General features: G+C 71.3%; 15 protein-coding genes and 1 rRNA gene. 11 read left to right on the top strand and 5 right to left on the bottom strand.

The features are described 5' to 3' along the window. From rrf to pstB, 9 genes are all read left to right on the top strand, one after another. Positions 1 to 83 (top strand): 5S ribosomal RNA (gene rrf / locus ACFVWU_RS24910); the annotation flags it as partial. A gap of 72 nt (positions 84 to 155) precedes the next feature. Then, complete coding sequence (gene mshD, locus ACFVWU_RS24905) at positions 156 to 1,178, top strand: mycothiol synthase (RefSeq protein WP_387624917.1); 1,023 nt, start codon at positions 156 to 158, stop codon at positions 1,176 to 1,178. Positions 1,179 to 1,546: 368 nt separating this feature from the next. Further along, positions 1,547 to 3,724 (top strand): RNA degradosome polyphosphate kinase, encoded by a 2,178-nt coding sequence (locus tag ACFVWU_RS24900; protein ID WP_387624914.1) that lies wholly within the window; start codon positions 1,547 to 1,549, stop codon positions 3,722 to 3,724. Positions 3,725 to 3,845: 121 nt separating this feature from the next. Further along, entirely contained in the window at positions 3,846 to 4,934 is a 1,089-nt protein-coding gene (locus tag ACFVWU_RS24895) for a CHAD domain-containing protein (RefSeq protein WP_387624912.1), read from the top strand. Positions 4,935 to 4,974: 40 nt separating this feature from the next. Then, entirely contained in the window at positions 4,975 to 5,499 is a 525-nt protein-coding gene (locus tag ACFVWU_RS24890) for an NUDIX hydrolase (protein ID WP_387624909.1), read from the top strand. Between the two features lie 227 nt (positions 5,500 to 5,726). After that, positions 5,727 to 6,863: a phosphate ABC transporter substrate-binding protein PstS gene (pstS, locus tag ACFVWU_RS24885; RefSeq protein WP_387624906.1), complete on the top strand. Its 1,137-nt coding sequence runs from the start codon at positions 5,727 to 5,729 to the stop codon at positions 6,861 to 6,863. A 153-nt stretch (positions 6,864 to 7,016) separates the two neighbouring features. Continuing rightward, positions 7,017 to 7,994, top strand: coding sequence for a phosphate ABC transporter permease subunit PstC (gene pstC / locus ACFVWU_RS24880; RefSeq protein ID WP_387624903.1), 978 nt, complete (start codon positions 7,017 to 7,019; stop codon positions 7,992 to 7,994). Then, positions 7,991 to 9,064: a phosphate ABC transporter permease PstA gene (gene pstA, locus ACFVWU_RS24875; protein ID WP_387624900.1), complete on the top strand. Its 1,074-nt coding sequence runs from the start codon at positions 7,991 to 7,993 to the stop codon at positions 9,062 to 9,064. Before pstC ends, pstA begins: the two co-directional genes overlap by 4 nt. 43 nt (positions 9,065 to 9,107) lie before the next feature. Continuing rightward, positions 9,108 to 9,884, top strand: a complete 777-nt coding sequence (pstB, locus tag ACFVWU_RS24870; protein WP_380613171.1) for a phosphate ABC transporter ATP-binding protein PstB — start codon at positions 9,108 to 9,110, stop codon at positions 9,882 to 9,884. Between the two features lie 344 nt (positions 9,885 to 10,228). On the opposite strand, the gene ACFVWU_RS24865 is transcribed toward pstB, so the two are convergent. Together ACFVWU_RS24865 and ACFVWU_RS24860 are read right to left on the bottom strand one after the other, a co-directional pair. Continuing rightward, positions 10,229 to 11,224 (bottom strand): anion permease, encoded by a 996-nt coding sequence (locus ACFVWU_RS24865; RefSeq protein ID WP_387624896.1) that lies wholly within the window; start codon positions 11,222 to 11,224, stop codon positions 10,229 to 10,231. Between the two features lie 5 nt (positions 11,225 to 11,229). Then, the gene (locus tag ACFVWU_RS24860; protein WP_031064133.1) at positions 11,230 to 11,850 is read right to left on the bottom strand and encodes a DUF47 domain-containing protein; all 621 of its coding nucleotides are present in this window, start codon (positions 11,848 to 11,850) and stop codon (positions 11,230 to 11,232) included. 358 nt (positions 11,851 to 12,208) lie between these two features. Here ACFVWU_RS24860 and ACFVWU_RS24855 point away from each other — a divergent pair, with 358 nt between their 5' ends. Further along, positions 12,209 to 12,601 (top strand): metal-sensitive transcriptional regulator, encoded by a 393-nt coding sequence (locus ACFVWU_RS24855; protein ID WP_387624893.1) that lies wholly within the window; start codon positions 12,209 to 12,211, stop codon positions 12,599 to 12,601. 23 nt (positions 12,602 to 12,624) lie between these two features. On the opposite strand, the gene ACFVWU_RS24850 is transcribed toward ACFVWU_RS24855, so the two are convergent. Then, positions 12,625 to 12,825, bottom strand: a complete 201-nt coding sequence (locus tag ACFVWU_RS24850) for a hypothetical protein (RefSeq protein WP_387624890.1) — start codon at positions 12,823 to 12,825, stop codon at positions 12,625 to 12,627. 205 nt (positions 12,826 to 13,030) lie between these two features. Then, positions 13,031 to 13,930, bottom strand: coding sequence for a hypothetical protein (locus ACFVWU_RS24845; RefSeq protein WP_387624887.1), 900 nt, complete (start codon positions 13,928 to 13,930; stop codon positions 13,031 to 13,033). Between the two features lie 162 nt (positions 13,931 to 14,092). Here ACFVWU_RS24845 and ACFVWU_RS24840 point away from each other — a divergent pair, with 162 nt between their 5' ends. Next, complete coding sequence (locus ACFVWU_RS24840; RefSeq protein WP_387624884.1) at positions 14,093 to 14,287, top strand: hypothetical protein; 195 nt, start codon at positions 14,093 to 14,095, stop codon at positions 14,285 to 14,287. A gap of 82 nt (positions 14,288 to 14,369) precedes the next feature. On the opposite strand, the gene ACFVWU_RS24835 is transcribed toward ACFVWU_RS24840, so the two are convergent. Beyond that, positions 14,370 to 15,089 carry a phosphatase PAP2 family protein gene (locus tag ACFVWU_RS24835; protein WP_387624883.1) on the bottom strand — a complete coding sequence of 240 codons (720 nt, stop codon included), beginning with the start codon at positions 15,087 to 15,089 and terminating at the stop codon, positions 14,370 to 14,372. Between the last annotated feature and the right edge of the window lie 46 nt (positions 15,090 to 15,135).

Here is a 15,135-nt window from a genome sequence, read left to right as displayed (position 1 = left end):
ACATTCCGAACCCGGAAGCTAAGCCTCACAGCGCCGATGGTACTGCAGGGGGGACCCTGTGGGAGAGTAGGACGCCGCCGAACAATCATTCAGAAAAGCCCCTGATCCATTCGGATCAGGGGCTTTTCGCATTTCCGTTGACGTATCGTCAGTGCATGGACGATCAGACAGCGGTCATTGCGAACAAGGTGCTCCGCCCCGGTCAGCGCGACGGCGCCCTGCGTGTTCTGGCGGAGGCCCAGACGGTGGACGGCCGGGCCGCCGTGTCCGAGCAGGGCCGGCTTCGGCTGCGGAACGCCGAGACGCCCCGCCCGGGCGTCACCCACTTCATCGGGGCCGAGTCCCATACCGAGACCGAATCCGAGGCCGCGTCCCAGGCCGAATCCGAGGCCGCGTCCGAGAGCGCAGCCGTCCTCGCCTACGGCCAGCTCGAAGTCCCGGAGAACCCGACCGCCAACCCCGCCGCCGAGCTGGTGGTCGACCCGGCCGCCCGAGGCCGCGGTCTGGCCCGTCCGCTGGTGGACGCCGTCCTTGCGGAGGCCCACCGGGAGGGGCACGACGCGGTGGACTTCTGGGTGCACGGCGGCCACCCGGCGGCCCGGCACCTGGCCGGCGCGTACGGCGCCGAGCTGGTCCGCGAGCTGCGGCAGATGCGCCGCACCGGCGCGCAGACCGAGGCCGTGCCGGTCCCCGAGGGCATCGAGCTCCGCACCTTCCGCCCGGGCGAGGACGACGCCGAGTGGCTGCGGCTGAACGCCCTGGCCTTCGCCCACCACCCGGAGCAGGGTTCCTGGACCGAGCAGGACCTGGCCGAGCGCCTCGCCGAGCCCTGGTTCGACCCGGCCGGCTTCTTCCTGGCCACCCGCGAGGGCAAGGCGGTCGGCTTCCACTGGACCAAGGTGCACCCGGCCACCGCCACCGAGCCGGAGCTCGGCGAGGTGTACGTGGTCGGGGTGGACCCGGCCGAGCAGGGCAGTGGACTCGGCCGGGCGCTGACCGCGGCCGGCCTGCGTCACCTGACCGGTTCCGGAGCCGGCGAGCGTGGACTGGAAACCGTCCTTCTCTACGTCGACGCCGACAATCCGGCCGCCGTGCGGGTATATGAACGACTGGGATTCACCGTTCACGAGGTGGACCTCATGTACCGAGCCCAGTACCAGGCGCATCGGCCGGCCTAGCCGCCCGGTGCGGCCGGATCGTCCCACCGGACGACCCGGCCCCGCACCGACCGGACGGCCGGGCCGTACCGAGCGGTCACGGGCGAGGGGTGGAAAACGGCACCGCCCCCTTGCCCCGACCGACTCAGCTTTCCTCCTGGCCATGCGGTGTTTACCGTGGATTCAATTGCTGCCGCGAAGATCACAGGATGAAGTCCGTAGTGTCTCGCTCGTGCAGAGTCGACCGCCATTCGCCGGCCGGTCCTGTACGGACCGCGCCCGGTGGCTGGGCGCTGTCCCCGGGGGCCGCCGCCGCCCGGGGCGAGAACGACGGCCCGCAGAGCCATTCGCATCCGGACGCCGTCCTTCTGCTGGAGGAGCTGGAGCCCATGAGCATCCCCCGCCCCGTCTCTGCCCCGCTGTCGCCGACGGCCCGGATGTCCGGTGCGCTGGGGGTTCCGCCGGAGCTGTCGACCATGGACGAGCAGGAGTTGGAAGCCTTGCCGCAGGGACGCTTCCTGGACCGTGAGCGCAGCTGGCTCGCGTTCAACGAGCGCGTCCTGGAGCTCGCCGAGGACCCGGGGATCCCGCTCCTCGAACGGGCGAAGTTCCTGGCGATCTTCGCGAGCAACCTGGACGAGTTCTTCATGGTCCGGGTGGCCGGGCTGAAGCGCCGGATCGCCACCGGTGTCGCCCAGCGCAGCGCCTCCGGCCTCCAGCCGCGCGAGGTGCTGGACCTGATCTGGACCCGCTCGCGCGAGCTGATGGCCCGGCACGCCGCCGCCTTCCAGCAGGAGGTGCTGCCGGACCTGGCCGCCGAGGGCATCGAGGTGGTCCGCTGGCCGGAGCTGGCCGAGAAGGAGCAGGCCCGGCTGCACACCCTGTTCCGGCAGAAGATCTTCCCGGTCCTGACCCCGCTGGCCGTCGACCCGGCGCACCCCTTCCCGTACATATCGGGACTCTCGCTCAACCTGGCCGTGGTCGTCCGCAACCCGGTGTCGGGGCACAAGCACTTCGCGCGCGTCAAGGTGCCGCAGTCGCTGGCCCGTTTCCTGGAGGCCTCGCCCCAGCGGTACGTCCCGCTGGAGGACGTCATGGGCGCGCACCTGGAGGAGCTCTTCCCGGGGATGGAGGTGCTGGCCCACCACGCCTTCCGCGTCACCCGCAACGAGGACCTGGAGGTGGAGGAGGACGACACCGAGAACATCCTCAAGGCCCTGGAGAAGGAGCTGATGCGGCGGCGCTTCGGCCCGCCGGTACGGCTGGAGGTCGAGGAGTCGATCGACCCCTACATCCTGGACCTGCTGGTGCGGGAGCTGAACATCACCGAGGCGGAGGTCTTCCCGCTGCCCGGGCCGCTGGACCTGACCGGGCTGTTCGGGATCGCCGAGCTGGACCGCCCGGAGCTCAAGTACCCGAAGTTCGTGGCCGGTACGGCCCGCGGGCTGACCGACGTCGAGTCGGCCTCGCAGCCGGACATCTTCGCCGCGATGCGCGAGCGCGACGTCCTGCTGCACCACCCGTACGACAGCTTCTCCACCTCGGTGCAGGCCTTCCTGGAGCAGGCGGCCGCCGACCCGGACGTGCTGGCGATCAAGCAGACCCTGTACCGCACCTCGGGTGACTCGCCGATCGTGGACGCGCTGATCGACGCGGCCGAGTCCGGCAAGCAGGTGCTGGTCCTGGTCGAGATCAAGGCGCGCTTCGACGAGCAGGCCAACATCAAGTGGGCCCGCAAGCTGGAGGAGGCCGGCTGCCACGTGGTCTACGGCCTGGTCGGGCTGAAGACGCACTGCAAGCTGTCGCTGGTGGTCCGCCAGGAGGGCGACACCCTGCGCCGCTACTCGCACGTCGGTACCGGCAACTACCACCCGAAGACGGCCCGGCTGTACGAGGACCTCGGCCTGCTCACCTCCGACCCGCAGGTCGGCGCCGACCTCTCGGACCTGTTCAACCGGCTGTCCGGCTACTCGCGCCGCGAGTCCTACCGCCGCCTGCTGACCGCCCCGCGCGGCCTGCGGGACGGGCTGGTCTCGCGGATCAACAACGAGATCGCCCACCACCGGGCGGGCCGGCCCGCGTACGTGAAGATCAAGGTCAACTCGATCGTCGACGAGGCCGTGATCGACGCGCTGTACCGGGCCTCGCAGGCCGGGGTGCCGGTGGACGTCTGGGTGCGCGGCATCTGCGCGATCCGCCCCGGCGTGCCGGGGCTGAGCGAGAACATCCGGGTCCGCAGCATCCTGGGCCGCTTCCTGGAGCACTCCCGGGTCTTCGTGTTCGGCAACAACGGCGATCCGGAGGTCTGGATCGGCAGCGCCGACATGATGCACCGCAACCTGGACCGCCGGATCGAGGCGCTCCTGCGGATCACCGACCCGGCGCACCGCGCCGAGCTGTCCGGGCTGATCGATCTCGGGGTGTCGGACGAGACCGAGTCCTGGCACCTGGGACCGGACGGCGTCTGGACCCGGCACTCGCAGGACGCCGAGGGCCGGCCGCTGAGGCACGTCCAGGACCTGCTCATCGACTCGCGTCAACGCCGCCGGGCCGCCACCTCGCGCTGACGCGACCACTGATGCGAGCCGCCGGAGCAGGTCGGGCCTTCCGGGCCCCGAGGGGACCTGCTCCGGCGGTCGGCCACCAGCCCCGGGGGACGGCCCCGGGGGAACGGGGATCTACCACGCCATGACCGATGCGCCGATGACGGCCCAGGCGGCCTCCACCGCGACCGCCGGGGACATCCTTTCCCGCCAGCTCACCGCCCAGGCCGGAGCGTTCCTGCGCGCCCTGCCGCTCGCGGTGGGCGAGGTCGGCGCCAGACCGGGTTCGGCCGCGGTCGTCCCGGCGGCCGGTACCGCCGACCTGCTGCGGGCCGTCCGGCGGATCGGCGGGCTGCTGCACACCTTCGGCGCCGTCTTCGAGCAGACCTGGGCGCAGGAGTCGCGCACCGAGCTGCGCTGGCTGCTCAACCTGCTGGCGCTGGAGCCCGGCTACGTCCGCCGCTCGGCCCGGCTGCTGGGCGCGCTGGACTCGCTGAGCGGCAGTGACCCGGAGGGCACCGGCATGCTGGCCGGGCACGCGGGCGCGCCCAAGGCGCGGGCGCTGCTGGACCGGCAGCTGACCCTGGCCCGGACCAGGGCGCACTCCACGGTGCTGCAGGAGCTCCGCTCGGCCCGGCTGCACGCGCTGGCGGACCGGATGACCCTGCTGGTCGGTGAGGCACCGCTGCTGGAGACGGCCGGTGGCCGGGCGTCGGCGGTGCTGCTGCCGCAGGCGGCCGCCGCGTTCACCGCGCTGTCCGCGTGCGCCCAGCAGCTGCCGCTGCAGCGGGCCGCGACGCCGTACGGCGGGGACGGGCTGCGCCGGCTGGGCGCGGTGCCGTCGGTGCGCGGCGCGGCCGACGCGGACGCGGCCCTGGCGGCCGACGACGCGCCCTGGTCCCGGCTGCGGATCCTGGTGAAGCGGGCCCGGTACGCGCTGGAGGTGTGCGGCCGTCCGTCCTCCGAGCTGGACGAGCTGGACGAGGTGCTGGGCCGGCACCAGGAGGCGGCGGACGCCGCGGTGACCGCCGCCACCGCGGCGCGCACCCCGCGGATCACCCCCGCGACCGCGTACGTGCTGGGCGTGGTGCATGCTGATCAGCGGCTGGAGGTGGAGGCGGCGCGGTACGCCGTCGGCCGCCGGTGGCCCGACCTCCCGCCAGGCCTGGACGGCTGGCTGGAGATCCCCCCTGCCGAGGGCTGGGGGCATTCCCCCGCACCACGGACGGCCTGAATTGCACGATCGCCTGACCCCCGCGCCGAGTCCGAGCCCCGTGCCGAGCCCGAGCACCGGGCGGGCAGCGGACACCCGCGCGACCGGGGCGGGCCGTGCCCCGGTGATCCTGGCGGCGGGCGCGGTGCTCTGGCTGCCGGGCCGGCCGAAGCCGAGCGGCAGGCTGGGGCGGCCGCGGATCGCGGTGATCCACCGTCCGAAGTACGACGACTGGAGCCTGCCGAAGGGCAAGCTCGACCCGGGCGAGGGGGCGGTCGGGGCGGCGCTGCGCGAGGTGTGGGAGGAGACCGGCTTCCGCTGCCTTCTCGGTCCTGAGCTGCCCACCCAGCACTACCTGGCGCAGGGCCGTCCGAAAGAGGTCCGGTACTGGGCGGCGGTGCCGACCAGCGGGTCCTTCCGCCCGAACCGGGAGGTGGACCGGCTGGAGTGGTTGCCGGCCGGGAAGGCCCGCGCCCGGCTGACCCACGACCGCGACCGGTTGCTGATCGACGCCCTCCTGGGGATCCTGGGCGCGAGGCCTGTACGGATGAGCGGGGAGCCGGCGGTGAAGGAACGGTGGAAGTGATCTACCCGCGCCCATGCCGTGACGCAACCGTTACTACGTGACGTAGTTTCCTGTCATCCGTTCGAGGTTCACTCCCCGTTCACTTGCGACCGGCTGTCGTGTCACCTACCCGGCCTAACTTCGGGTCTACCGGAGGGCCGCACGGGCCCCGGACCACAGCAAAACCCGCCCTCGGCCGTGTCCGCACGGTCTGCGCGTCGGGCAATGCCACAGAAAGGGACACCCCTGTGAAGCTCCAGCGGAACGGCCGCTCCAAGGCCCTCGCCATCGGTGCCATGGCGCTCGTCAGCTCGCTGTCGCTCGCCGCCTGCGGTTCGGACGACAACAGCACCACCAAGGCGTCCGGTGGCTCCAGCGGTGGTTCCGCCTCGGCCGCCGCGATCAACTGTGGCAAGGCCGGCACGCTGCTCGGCGCCGGTTCGACCGCGCAGGCCAACGCGATCGACGTGTGGAAGGCCAACTTCGGCGCCGCCTGCTCCGGCAGCACCGTCAACTACAGCGGCGGCGGCTCCGGCGCCGGTGTCCAGCAGTTCAACCAGGGCAAGGTCGCCTTCGCGGGCTCCGACTTCGCGCTGAAGCCCGCCGACGTCGACGCCTCCAAGGCCGTCTGCACCGGCGGCAAGGCCATCGACCTGCCGATGGTCGCCGGCCTGGTCTCGCTGGTCTACAACGTCGACGGTGTCGACAACCTGGTCCTGGACGGCCCGACCGCCGCCAAGATCTTCGACTCGCAGATCACCAAGTGGAACGACCCGGCGATCGCCGCCCTGAACCCGGGCGCCAAGCTGCCGGACGCCGACATCCAGTCGTTCCACCGCTCGGACGACTCCGGCACCACCTACAACCTGACCTCCTACTTCGCCAAGACCTCCGGCGGCGCCTGGAGCGCGGAGCCGAACAAGGCGTGGAAGGGCAAGGGCGGCCAGTCCGCCAACGGCAGCGCCGGCGTCTCCGCCCAGATCAAGCAGGTCAAGAACTCGATCGGCTACGCCGAGCTGTCCTTCGCCCAGATCAACAACCTGAAGAGCGCCAAGATCGCCACCGGCGCCGCTCAGCCCGTCGAGGCGACCGCCGCCAACGCCGCGCTCACCCTCTCGACCTCCACCGTCACGGGCACCGACGGCGACCTCGCCCTCTCCCTGGACTACGGCACCAAGGCCGACAACGCCTACCCGATCGTCCTGGTGACCTACGAGATCGCCTGCGACAAGGGCAACAAGGCCGAGACCCTCGACACCCTCAAGTCGTTCCTGACCTACACGATCAGCGACGGCGCCCAGAAGGCCATAGGCGACAAGGGCTACGTCCCGATGCCGGCCGCCATCGGCGACAAGGTCAAGACCGCCGTCGCCGCCCTGGCCTGACCCGACAGGACCACCGGTGGGACGGCCCCGTGAGCGAGGGGGGCCGGGGCCGTCCCACCGGAACGCACCAACGACTCAGCACCAACGTCCGGGGCACCGCCGCCATGGTGCCGTCCCCCTTCCGGGGCGGCACCACCAGACCGGAGTAGACCAATGACTTCATCCTCCCCTGCCGCCCCGCGAGGCAGGGAACGCCGACCGCGTGACAGCCGCGTCGGCGACAAGATCTTCATGAACCTCGCCCGCGGCGCGGGCATCCTGCTGCTGGTCATCATGGCCGCGATCGCCGGCTTCCTGGCCTGGCGCTCGGGCCTGGCCCTCAGCAAGAACGACGGCAACTTCTTCACCACCTTCGAGTGGACGCCGGACGCCCCGAAGCCGGTCTTCGGCATCGCCGTCCTTGCCTTCGGCACCATCGTCAGCGCCCTCATCGCGATGATGATCGCCGTTCCGGTGGCCATCGGGATCGCGCTGTTCATCTCGCACTACGCGCCGAGGCGGATCGCCCAGCCGTTCGCCTACCTGGTCGACCTGCTCGCCGCCGTCCCCAGCATCGTCTACGGCCTCTGGGGCGCGCTCTTCCTGGTCCCGCACATGGACGGTCTGACCAGCTGGCTGAACCAGTACCTGGGCTGGACGTACATCTTCGACCAGACCAAGACCGGCACCCCGCGCAACCTGTTCACCGTCGGCATCCTGCTGGCGATCATGGTCCTCCCGATCATCACCGCGGTCTCCCGCGAGGTGTTCCGCCAGGTGCCGCGGATGCACGAGGAGGCGGCGCTCGCGCTCGGCGCGACCCGCTGGGAGATGATCCGCACCGCGGTGCTGCCGTTCGGCCGCCCCGGCATCATCTCGGCCTCGATGCTCGGCCTCGGCCGCGCGCTCGGCGAGACCATCGCGGTCGCCGTGGTGCTCTCCGCCAACAACGTCCTGTCGCTGCACATCCTCGACGCGGGCGGCGGCACCTTCGCGCAGAACATCGCGCTGAAGTTCGCCGAGGCGGGCGACAACGGCCGCAACGCGCTGATGGCCTCCGGCCTCGTCCTGTTCGTCATCACCCTGCTGGTGAACGGCGCCGCGCGACTGATCATCGCCCGCCGCAAGGAGTACTCGGGGGCCAACGCATGACCACCGCAACGACCGTGCCCGCGGACGCCCGGCCGGTCAGCCGGACGCTGACCGCCAACCGGCTGCCCAAGTGGGCCCCGCCCGCCGTCGCCGTCGGCTCGATCGCCGTCGGCTGCGGGATCGGCGCCGTCGGCGGGCTGAAGAGCCACCTGCAGTGGGGCCTGATCTCGGCCCTGCTCTTCACGGTGGCCAGCTACCTGATCTCGGCCCAGGTCGAGGGCCGCCGCCAGGCCAAGGACCGGCTCGCCACCTCGGTGGTCTGGGTCGCCTTCATCCTGGCCGTCGTCCCGCTGGTCTCGCTGACCGTCTACACGGTCCAGCAGGGCATCGACGTGGTGGACGGGAACTTCCTGAGCCACTCGATGAAGGGCGTCATCCAGACCGGCCCCGGCGGTGGCATCTACCACGCGCTGATCGGCACCCTGGAGCAGGTCGGCCTGGCCACCGCGATGGCCGCCCCGCTCGGTCTGCTGACCGCCGTCTACCTGGTCGAGTACGGTCGTGGCCGGCTCGCCAAGGCCGTCACCTTCTTCGTCGACGTCATGACGGGCATCCCGTCCATCGTCGCCGGTCTGTTCGTCCTCTCGGTCTGGAACCTCGCGCTGGGCTTCAACTACTCCGGCTTCTCGGGCAGCCTCGCGCTGGCGATCCTGATGATCCCGGTCGTGGTCCGGTCCACCGAGGAGATGCTCAAGCTCGTCCCGAACGAGCTGCGCGAGGCCTCGTACGCACTCGGCGTGCCGAAGTGGAAGACCATCCTGCGGATCGTCCTCCCCACCGCGATCGGCGGCATCACCACCGGTGTGATGCTCGCGGTCGCCCGCATCACGGGTGAGACCGCTCCGGTGATGATGCTGGTGTTCGGCGCCGACGCCATCAACAGCAACCCGTTCGACGGACCGCAGCAGTCCCTGCCGATGTACATCTGGCAGCAGTACTCGGTGGTCAACAACGACAACGGCTACGCCCGTGCCTGGGGTGCCGCGCTGGTGCTGATCGCCTTCGTGATGGGGCTCAACCTCATCGCCCGGGGCATCGCACGCTGGCGCTCGCCCAAGGGCGGACACTGACCGACCCACTGACGTACGAAGACAGACGAGAGAAGCAACGATCATGGCCAAGCGCATCGACGTCAGCGGACTGTCGGCCTACTACGGCACCACCAAGGCCATCGAGGACATCTCGATGAGCATCGAACCCCGCTCGGTGACCGCCTTCATCGGCCCCTCCGGCTGCGGCAAGTCCACCTTCCTGCGCACCCTCAACCGGATGCACGAGGTGATCCCCGGCGCGCGGGTCGAGGGCAAGGTCCTCCTGGACGACGAGAACCTCTACGGCGCCAACGTCGACCCGGTCGCCGTGCGCCGCTCGGTCGGCATGGTCTTCCAGCGTCCGAACCCGTTCCCGACCATGTCGATCTACGACAACGTGGTCGCCGGGCTCAAGCTCGCCGGCGTGCGCAAGAAGTCCGTCCTGGACGAGGTGGTGGAGCGCTCGCTGAAGGGCGCCAACCTCTGGAAGGAGGTCCACAACCGGCTGAACAAGCCGGGTGCCGGCCTCTCCGGCGGTCAGCAGCAGCGTCTGTGCATCGCCCGCGCGATCGCGGTCGAGCCGCAGGTCCTGCTGATGGACGAGCCCTGCTCCGCGCTCGACCCGATCTCCACCCTCGCCATCGAGGACCTGATCGGCGAGCTGAAGTCGCAGTTCACCATCGTCATCGTGACCCACAACATGCAGCAGGCGGCCCGCGTCAGCGACCGCACCGCCTTCTTCAACCTGGCGGGCGTCGGCCAGCCGGGCAAGCTGATCGAGCTGGACGACACCCAGCGGATCTTCTCCAACCCGTCGGTCCAGGCGACCGAGGACTACATCTCCGGCCGCTTCGGCTGAGCCGGATCCCAGCTGTCCCGCGGTGCTGCATGGCGGTGCCGCCGCGGGGCATGAAGAAGGGCCCGCCCCCGAGATGTGGGGGCGGGCCCTGCTCTGTTATTCGCCCGCTCGCCTCCGGGGCGCTCCGACCCGGTGCCGACGGTCGGCGCTCCGGCGCTCCTTCGTCGCTTGTCGCTTCTCCCTTTCGGCACCGGCGCGCCCCTTCGGCTCGGGGCGGGTAGTCGCCCGCTCGCCTCCGGTGCGCGGCTCGGGGCGGGTAGTCGCCCGCTCGCCTCCGGTGCGCGGCTCGGGGCGGGTAGTCGCCCGCTCGCCTCCGGGGTGGGCTTACTCCGGCCGTCCGGGGATCAGCCCCAGAACAGGTGCACGAACCAGTACATCAGCGCTGCGACGATGGCGGCCGCCGGCATCGTGATGAACCAGCCGAGCACGATGTTCTTCGCGACGCCCCAGCGCACCGCGCGGATCCGCTTGGTGGCCCCCGCACCCATGATCGCCGCGGTGATGACGTGGGTGGTGGAGATCGGCGCCTTGAAGACGAACGACGTGATGTACATGATCGCCGAGGAGGTGGCCTCGGCCGCGAAGCCCTGCGGCGGGTCCAGCTCGATGATCTTGCGGCCGAGGGTCCGCATGATCCGCCAGCCGCCCGCGTAGGTGCCCAGCGAGAGCATGGTCGCGCAGGAGATCTTCACCCAGACCGGGATGTCGCCGGTGGTCTGGTGGCCGGAGATGGTGAGCGCCATGACCACGATGCCCATGGTCTTCTGCGCGTCCTGCAGACCGTGCGCCAGCGCCATCGCGGCGGCCGAGGCGGTCTGGGCGACCCGGAAGTTGCGCTTGGCGCGGTGCGGGTTGGCCCGGCGGAAGATCCACAGGATCGCCAGCATCACGATGAAGCCGCCGATCAGGCCGACCACCGGCGAGACGACCATCGGGACGACGATCTTGTCGATCACGCCGCTCCAGATCACCTGGGTGCCGCCGGCCAGCGCCGCGCCCACCAGACCGCCGAACAGCGCGTGCGAGGAGGAGGACGGCAGGCCGAAGTACCAGGTGGTCAGGTTCCAGGCGATCGCGCCGACCAGGGCGGCGAACAGGATCGCCATCCCCTGGTTGCCGGTGGGGGTCTCGATGATCCCGCTGGAGACGGTGTGCGCCACCCCGCTGCCCAGGAAGGCGCCGGCCAGGTTCATCACCGCGGCCATCGCGAGCGCGGCCCTGGGGGTGAGCGCCCGGGTGGAGACCGACGTGGCGATCGCGTTGGCCGAGTCGTGGAAGCCGTTGGTGTACGTGAAGAAGAACGCAACACCGATGACGGCGATGAGTGCTGCCATGTCCACGAGGGTCAGGACTCCTTGACCGCGATGGTCTCCACCGTGTTGGCGACGTGCTCGAACGCGTCCGCCGCCTCCTCAAGGACGTCCACGATCTGCTTGAGCTTGAGCACCTCGATGGCGTCGTACTGGCCGGAGAACAGGTGGGCGAGCAGCTTGCGGTGGATCTGGTCGGCCTGGTTCTCCAGCCGGTTGACCTCGATCCAGTACTCGGTGAGGTTCGACATGCTGCGCAGGTTCGGCATCGCCTCGGCGGTCAGCTCGGCGGCCCGGGCCAGCACCTCGATCTGCTGCTCGATGCCCTTCGGCAGGGTCTGGATGTCATAGAGGACGACCAGGTCGACGGCCTCCTCCATGAAGTCCATGATGTCGTCCAGCGACGAGGCCAGGCTGTAGATGTCCTCGCGGTCGAAGGGCGTGATGAAGGAGGAGTTCAGCTGGTGGAACACCGCATGGGTGGTGTCGTCCCCGGCGTGCTCGGCGGCGCGCATGCGCTCGACGATCTCCGCGCGGGCCGACACGTCTGATCCCAGCAGTTCCAGCAGGAGCTTCGAGCCGACGACCAGGTTCTCCGCGGCGGCGGCGAACATGTCGTAGAAGCTCGTCTCCTTCGGGGTCAGGCTAAAACGCACGGAAATCTCCGATGTGCGGGGTAGGGACTGAACGATGCTAGGTGCAACCAAGCGCAATCGCGCAAACGGGGTGGCGGGGAGGGAGGCGGATCCTCCCCTTCCGTTCGGCTGCCGCACCGGCCGACCCGGACCGCACAGCCGCGTGCGGACGTGAGCATCAGTCTGACGGAACCTCGCCCGGTTTCCCCCCGTCCTGCGCGCGCGGAACCGGGGCGCCGCTCAGACGGGTGAACCGCGCGACGGCCCGTACCAGGCGCTTCGGCACATGCCGGGTGGGCCGTCGGAACACCATGGAAGGCCCGGGTGTTGGACACTGGTGGCCGACGCAGCCACCAGGCACAGAGACGAAGGCGGGCCGATGACCACGACGCAAGCGCGCACCGAGCCGGACCACGCGCACGGGACCGACCCCCAGGCCGGCACCCCCGCCGTACCCGCGGCCGCCGCAGGACATCACGGCGGGCACGGCCCGCACGGCTACAGCGCGCAGAAGGACGCCCACCTCAAGCGGCTGCGTCGGATCGAGGGCCAGATCCGCGGCCTCCAGCGCATGGTCGACGAGGACGTCTACTGCATCGACGTGCTCACCCAGGTCTCGGCCAGCACCAAGGCCCTGCAGTCCTTCGCGCTCTCGCTGCTGGAGGAGCACCTGCGGCACTGCGTCGCCGCGGCCGCCGAGCAGGGCGGCGTCGAGCTGGACGCCAAGGTCGCGGAGGCCTCGGCCGCGATCGGACGACTGCTGCGCAGCTGAGCCGCCGGCCCCCGGGCCGTCCGCTAGTCGCCTTCCCGCTGGTCGCCCTCCCGACGGCCCTGGCCCGGGTCCACCCGGTCCAGCAGCACCTCGTCGATCCGCTCGGTCGGCAGCCGGTCACCGCTGCTGGCCGTCGCGGCGATCATCAGCTCGCCGGCCAGCTCGATCTCGTCGAGGGCCGCGTCGTCGTGGCCACCGCTGCGGCCGCCCGTGGACGACACCACCTGCACCACCCCTTCAGTGCCTCGCCAGCCCGGGCGGCAGCCACCCGACGTCCAGCCTAGGCACTCCGGGGCCCGTCCACATGGCACGGACGGGCCATCTCGGCGCCGCCGAAACGGGTGGCCGTCGCTCCCCGGACGGCCACCCGCTCCGGCGGCGCCCCGTCTCGCCCCGCAGCCGCGGGACCCAGGGCGTGTCGGACACGCCCTACTTGGGGCTCTCCGAGGGCTTCATCTGGTAGATGTCCGAGGCCGGCGGCTCGGCCGCCTCGACCGGCTTGCCGAAGTCCGACAGCGAGGTCGTCGAGGTCACCTTCACCTGGTCCTTGGCCTCCTTCGAGCCGGCCACCCCGGCGAAGGTGAACACCTCGACCACCTTGTGCAGCCGGCCCTGGTCGTCCAGCCAGGCGTCGTACGGGACGTCCTTGACGGTGAAGGTCTGCCCGCCCATCCGCAGGCCGTCGCCGCCCCGGCCGCCCGTCGCGTCGGCCGCCTTCGCCAGGTCCAGGGTGCCCCGGTAGTGGTGCAGCGAGGCCCCGTCGACGCTCTCGGTGCCGACCAGGTCGGCCTTCTGCACCCCGCGCAGCGCACCCGCCGCCGAGGCCGGGTCGGTGGCGCCGCTGCTGACCAGGTTGCCGTCCGGCAGCTGGCGCACGTCCAGCTTGACCCACTTTCCGGCGGGCACCTTGGCGCCGCTGTTCTGCAGGTAGACGGTGCCCGGCAGGACCACCTCGACGATCTTCCCGGTGGTCGCCGCGCCCGGCGGCACCTGGACCTCCAGCCGGCCGATCCGCTTCACGTAGTCGTAGCCGCCGCCCCCGCTGAAGGAGGCCTTCTTGTCCGCGGACTCGGTGACCAGCTCGGTGGCGGTGTGCGCGGAACCGGTGCGGCCGGTGACGTCGGCGGCGTTGCGTACCGCCGTCAGCGGGTCGGCGGCCAGCTGGTCGGGGACGCTCGCCCCCTGGTCCGAGGAGCCGCCGCCGGAGTGGCCCGAGCACCCGGCGGCCCCCGCGGCCAGGACGGCGGCGAGCAGGGCGGCACCGGCCGCCGAGCGCAGGTGCGGCTCAGGACGGCGTGCTGGCCGCCCGGTTCGCTGCTGGTCGGTCATCTTCATCCTCGCGACAACCCCCTCGGGCCCGACTGCCCTGCCGGGACACCACCGGGTGGGCAGAGCTCTTTCCGGGCAAACGAGTTGAGGAGCGAAGGGTTACGGGGGCCGACGGAACCCGCGCGTCGCGCGGGGGCTGCCCGGCGCGTTACGGTGAACCACGTGCACAGTGAGCTGCCGGCGCCCCCCGGCACCACCCGGATGCCCGAGCACCGTGTCGCGATCAGCGAACGCGGTTCCTTCGCCTTCGCGACCTGCAGCTGCGGCTGGTACTCCGCGGCCCGCCGCTCGCGCGACCTGGCCCGCCGGGAGGGCGCCGGCCACCTCGCCGAGTTCGACGGCGGCGAGCCGGACTAGACCGGACCGGACCCCTTCCCGGCGACGGGCTCCGGTGGGTTACAGCGGGCCCTGGCAGGCTCCTGAGGCACCTGCCGGACGCTCAGGCCGCGAGGTCCGACTCCGGCGGCTGCTCCTCGGCACGCACCGCCCCGCGACCGCGCCGACGGCCGCGCGGGGCCCCGCCGCGGGCCGAGCCGCCGCGCTCCGGCGCCCGGATCAGCGGGGCGACGGCCGTACGGCTCAGCGCGTGGCAGAACGGGACCAGCACCGCCATCGCGATCGGCGCCAGCAGCAGCACCACGGCCACGGCGAGTGCGAAGCCGCCGATCACGTCGGTCGGGTAGTGGACGCCCATGAACATCCGACAGAAGCCCTGCAGCAGGGCCAGGCCCCCGGCGATCCAGCCCAGCTTCCGGTTCACCAGGAACAGCGCCACCGCGACGGCCATCGTCATGGTCGAGTGGTCGCTGACGAAGGAGTGGGTGCCGGCCTTGCCGTCCACCAGCACCAGCAGCCCGGGATGGTCGACGAAGGGCCGCGGCCGGTTCACGATCGCGGCGATCGGCAGGTTGGCGAGCTCGGCGACGGCCACCGAGAGCGGGACCCAGAGCAGGCCGGCGATCGCCACCGGCGCGTCCGCCCGGCGCCTGGCCTGCAGCCAGGCCACCAGCCCGAGCATGGCGAGGCCGATCAGGATGCCGTACTCGCCCACCCAGGAGACCAGGTGGTCCAGCCACTGCGGGGAGCGCTTGGCCAGGCCGTTGACGGCGTAGAGCAGGCCGAGGTCGGGGTTGGTCGTGTCGGCAAGCGGCGTCGACACGCCGCACCTCCTTCTGGTCCGCAGCAGCTGATCGTTCCGGCCGGGG

Origin of the sequence: Kitasatospora sp. NPDC058190, from assembly GCF_042883685.1 — a bacterium.
Taxonomy (GTDB): Bacteria; Actinomycetota; Actinomycetes; order Streptomycetales; family Streptomycetaceae; genus Kitasatospora.
The sequence above is the reverse complement of the archived record's forward strand: the minus strand, read 5'-3'. Positions and strand labels throughout refer to the sequence as shown.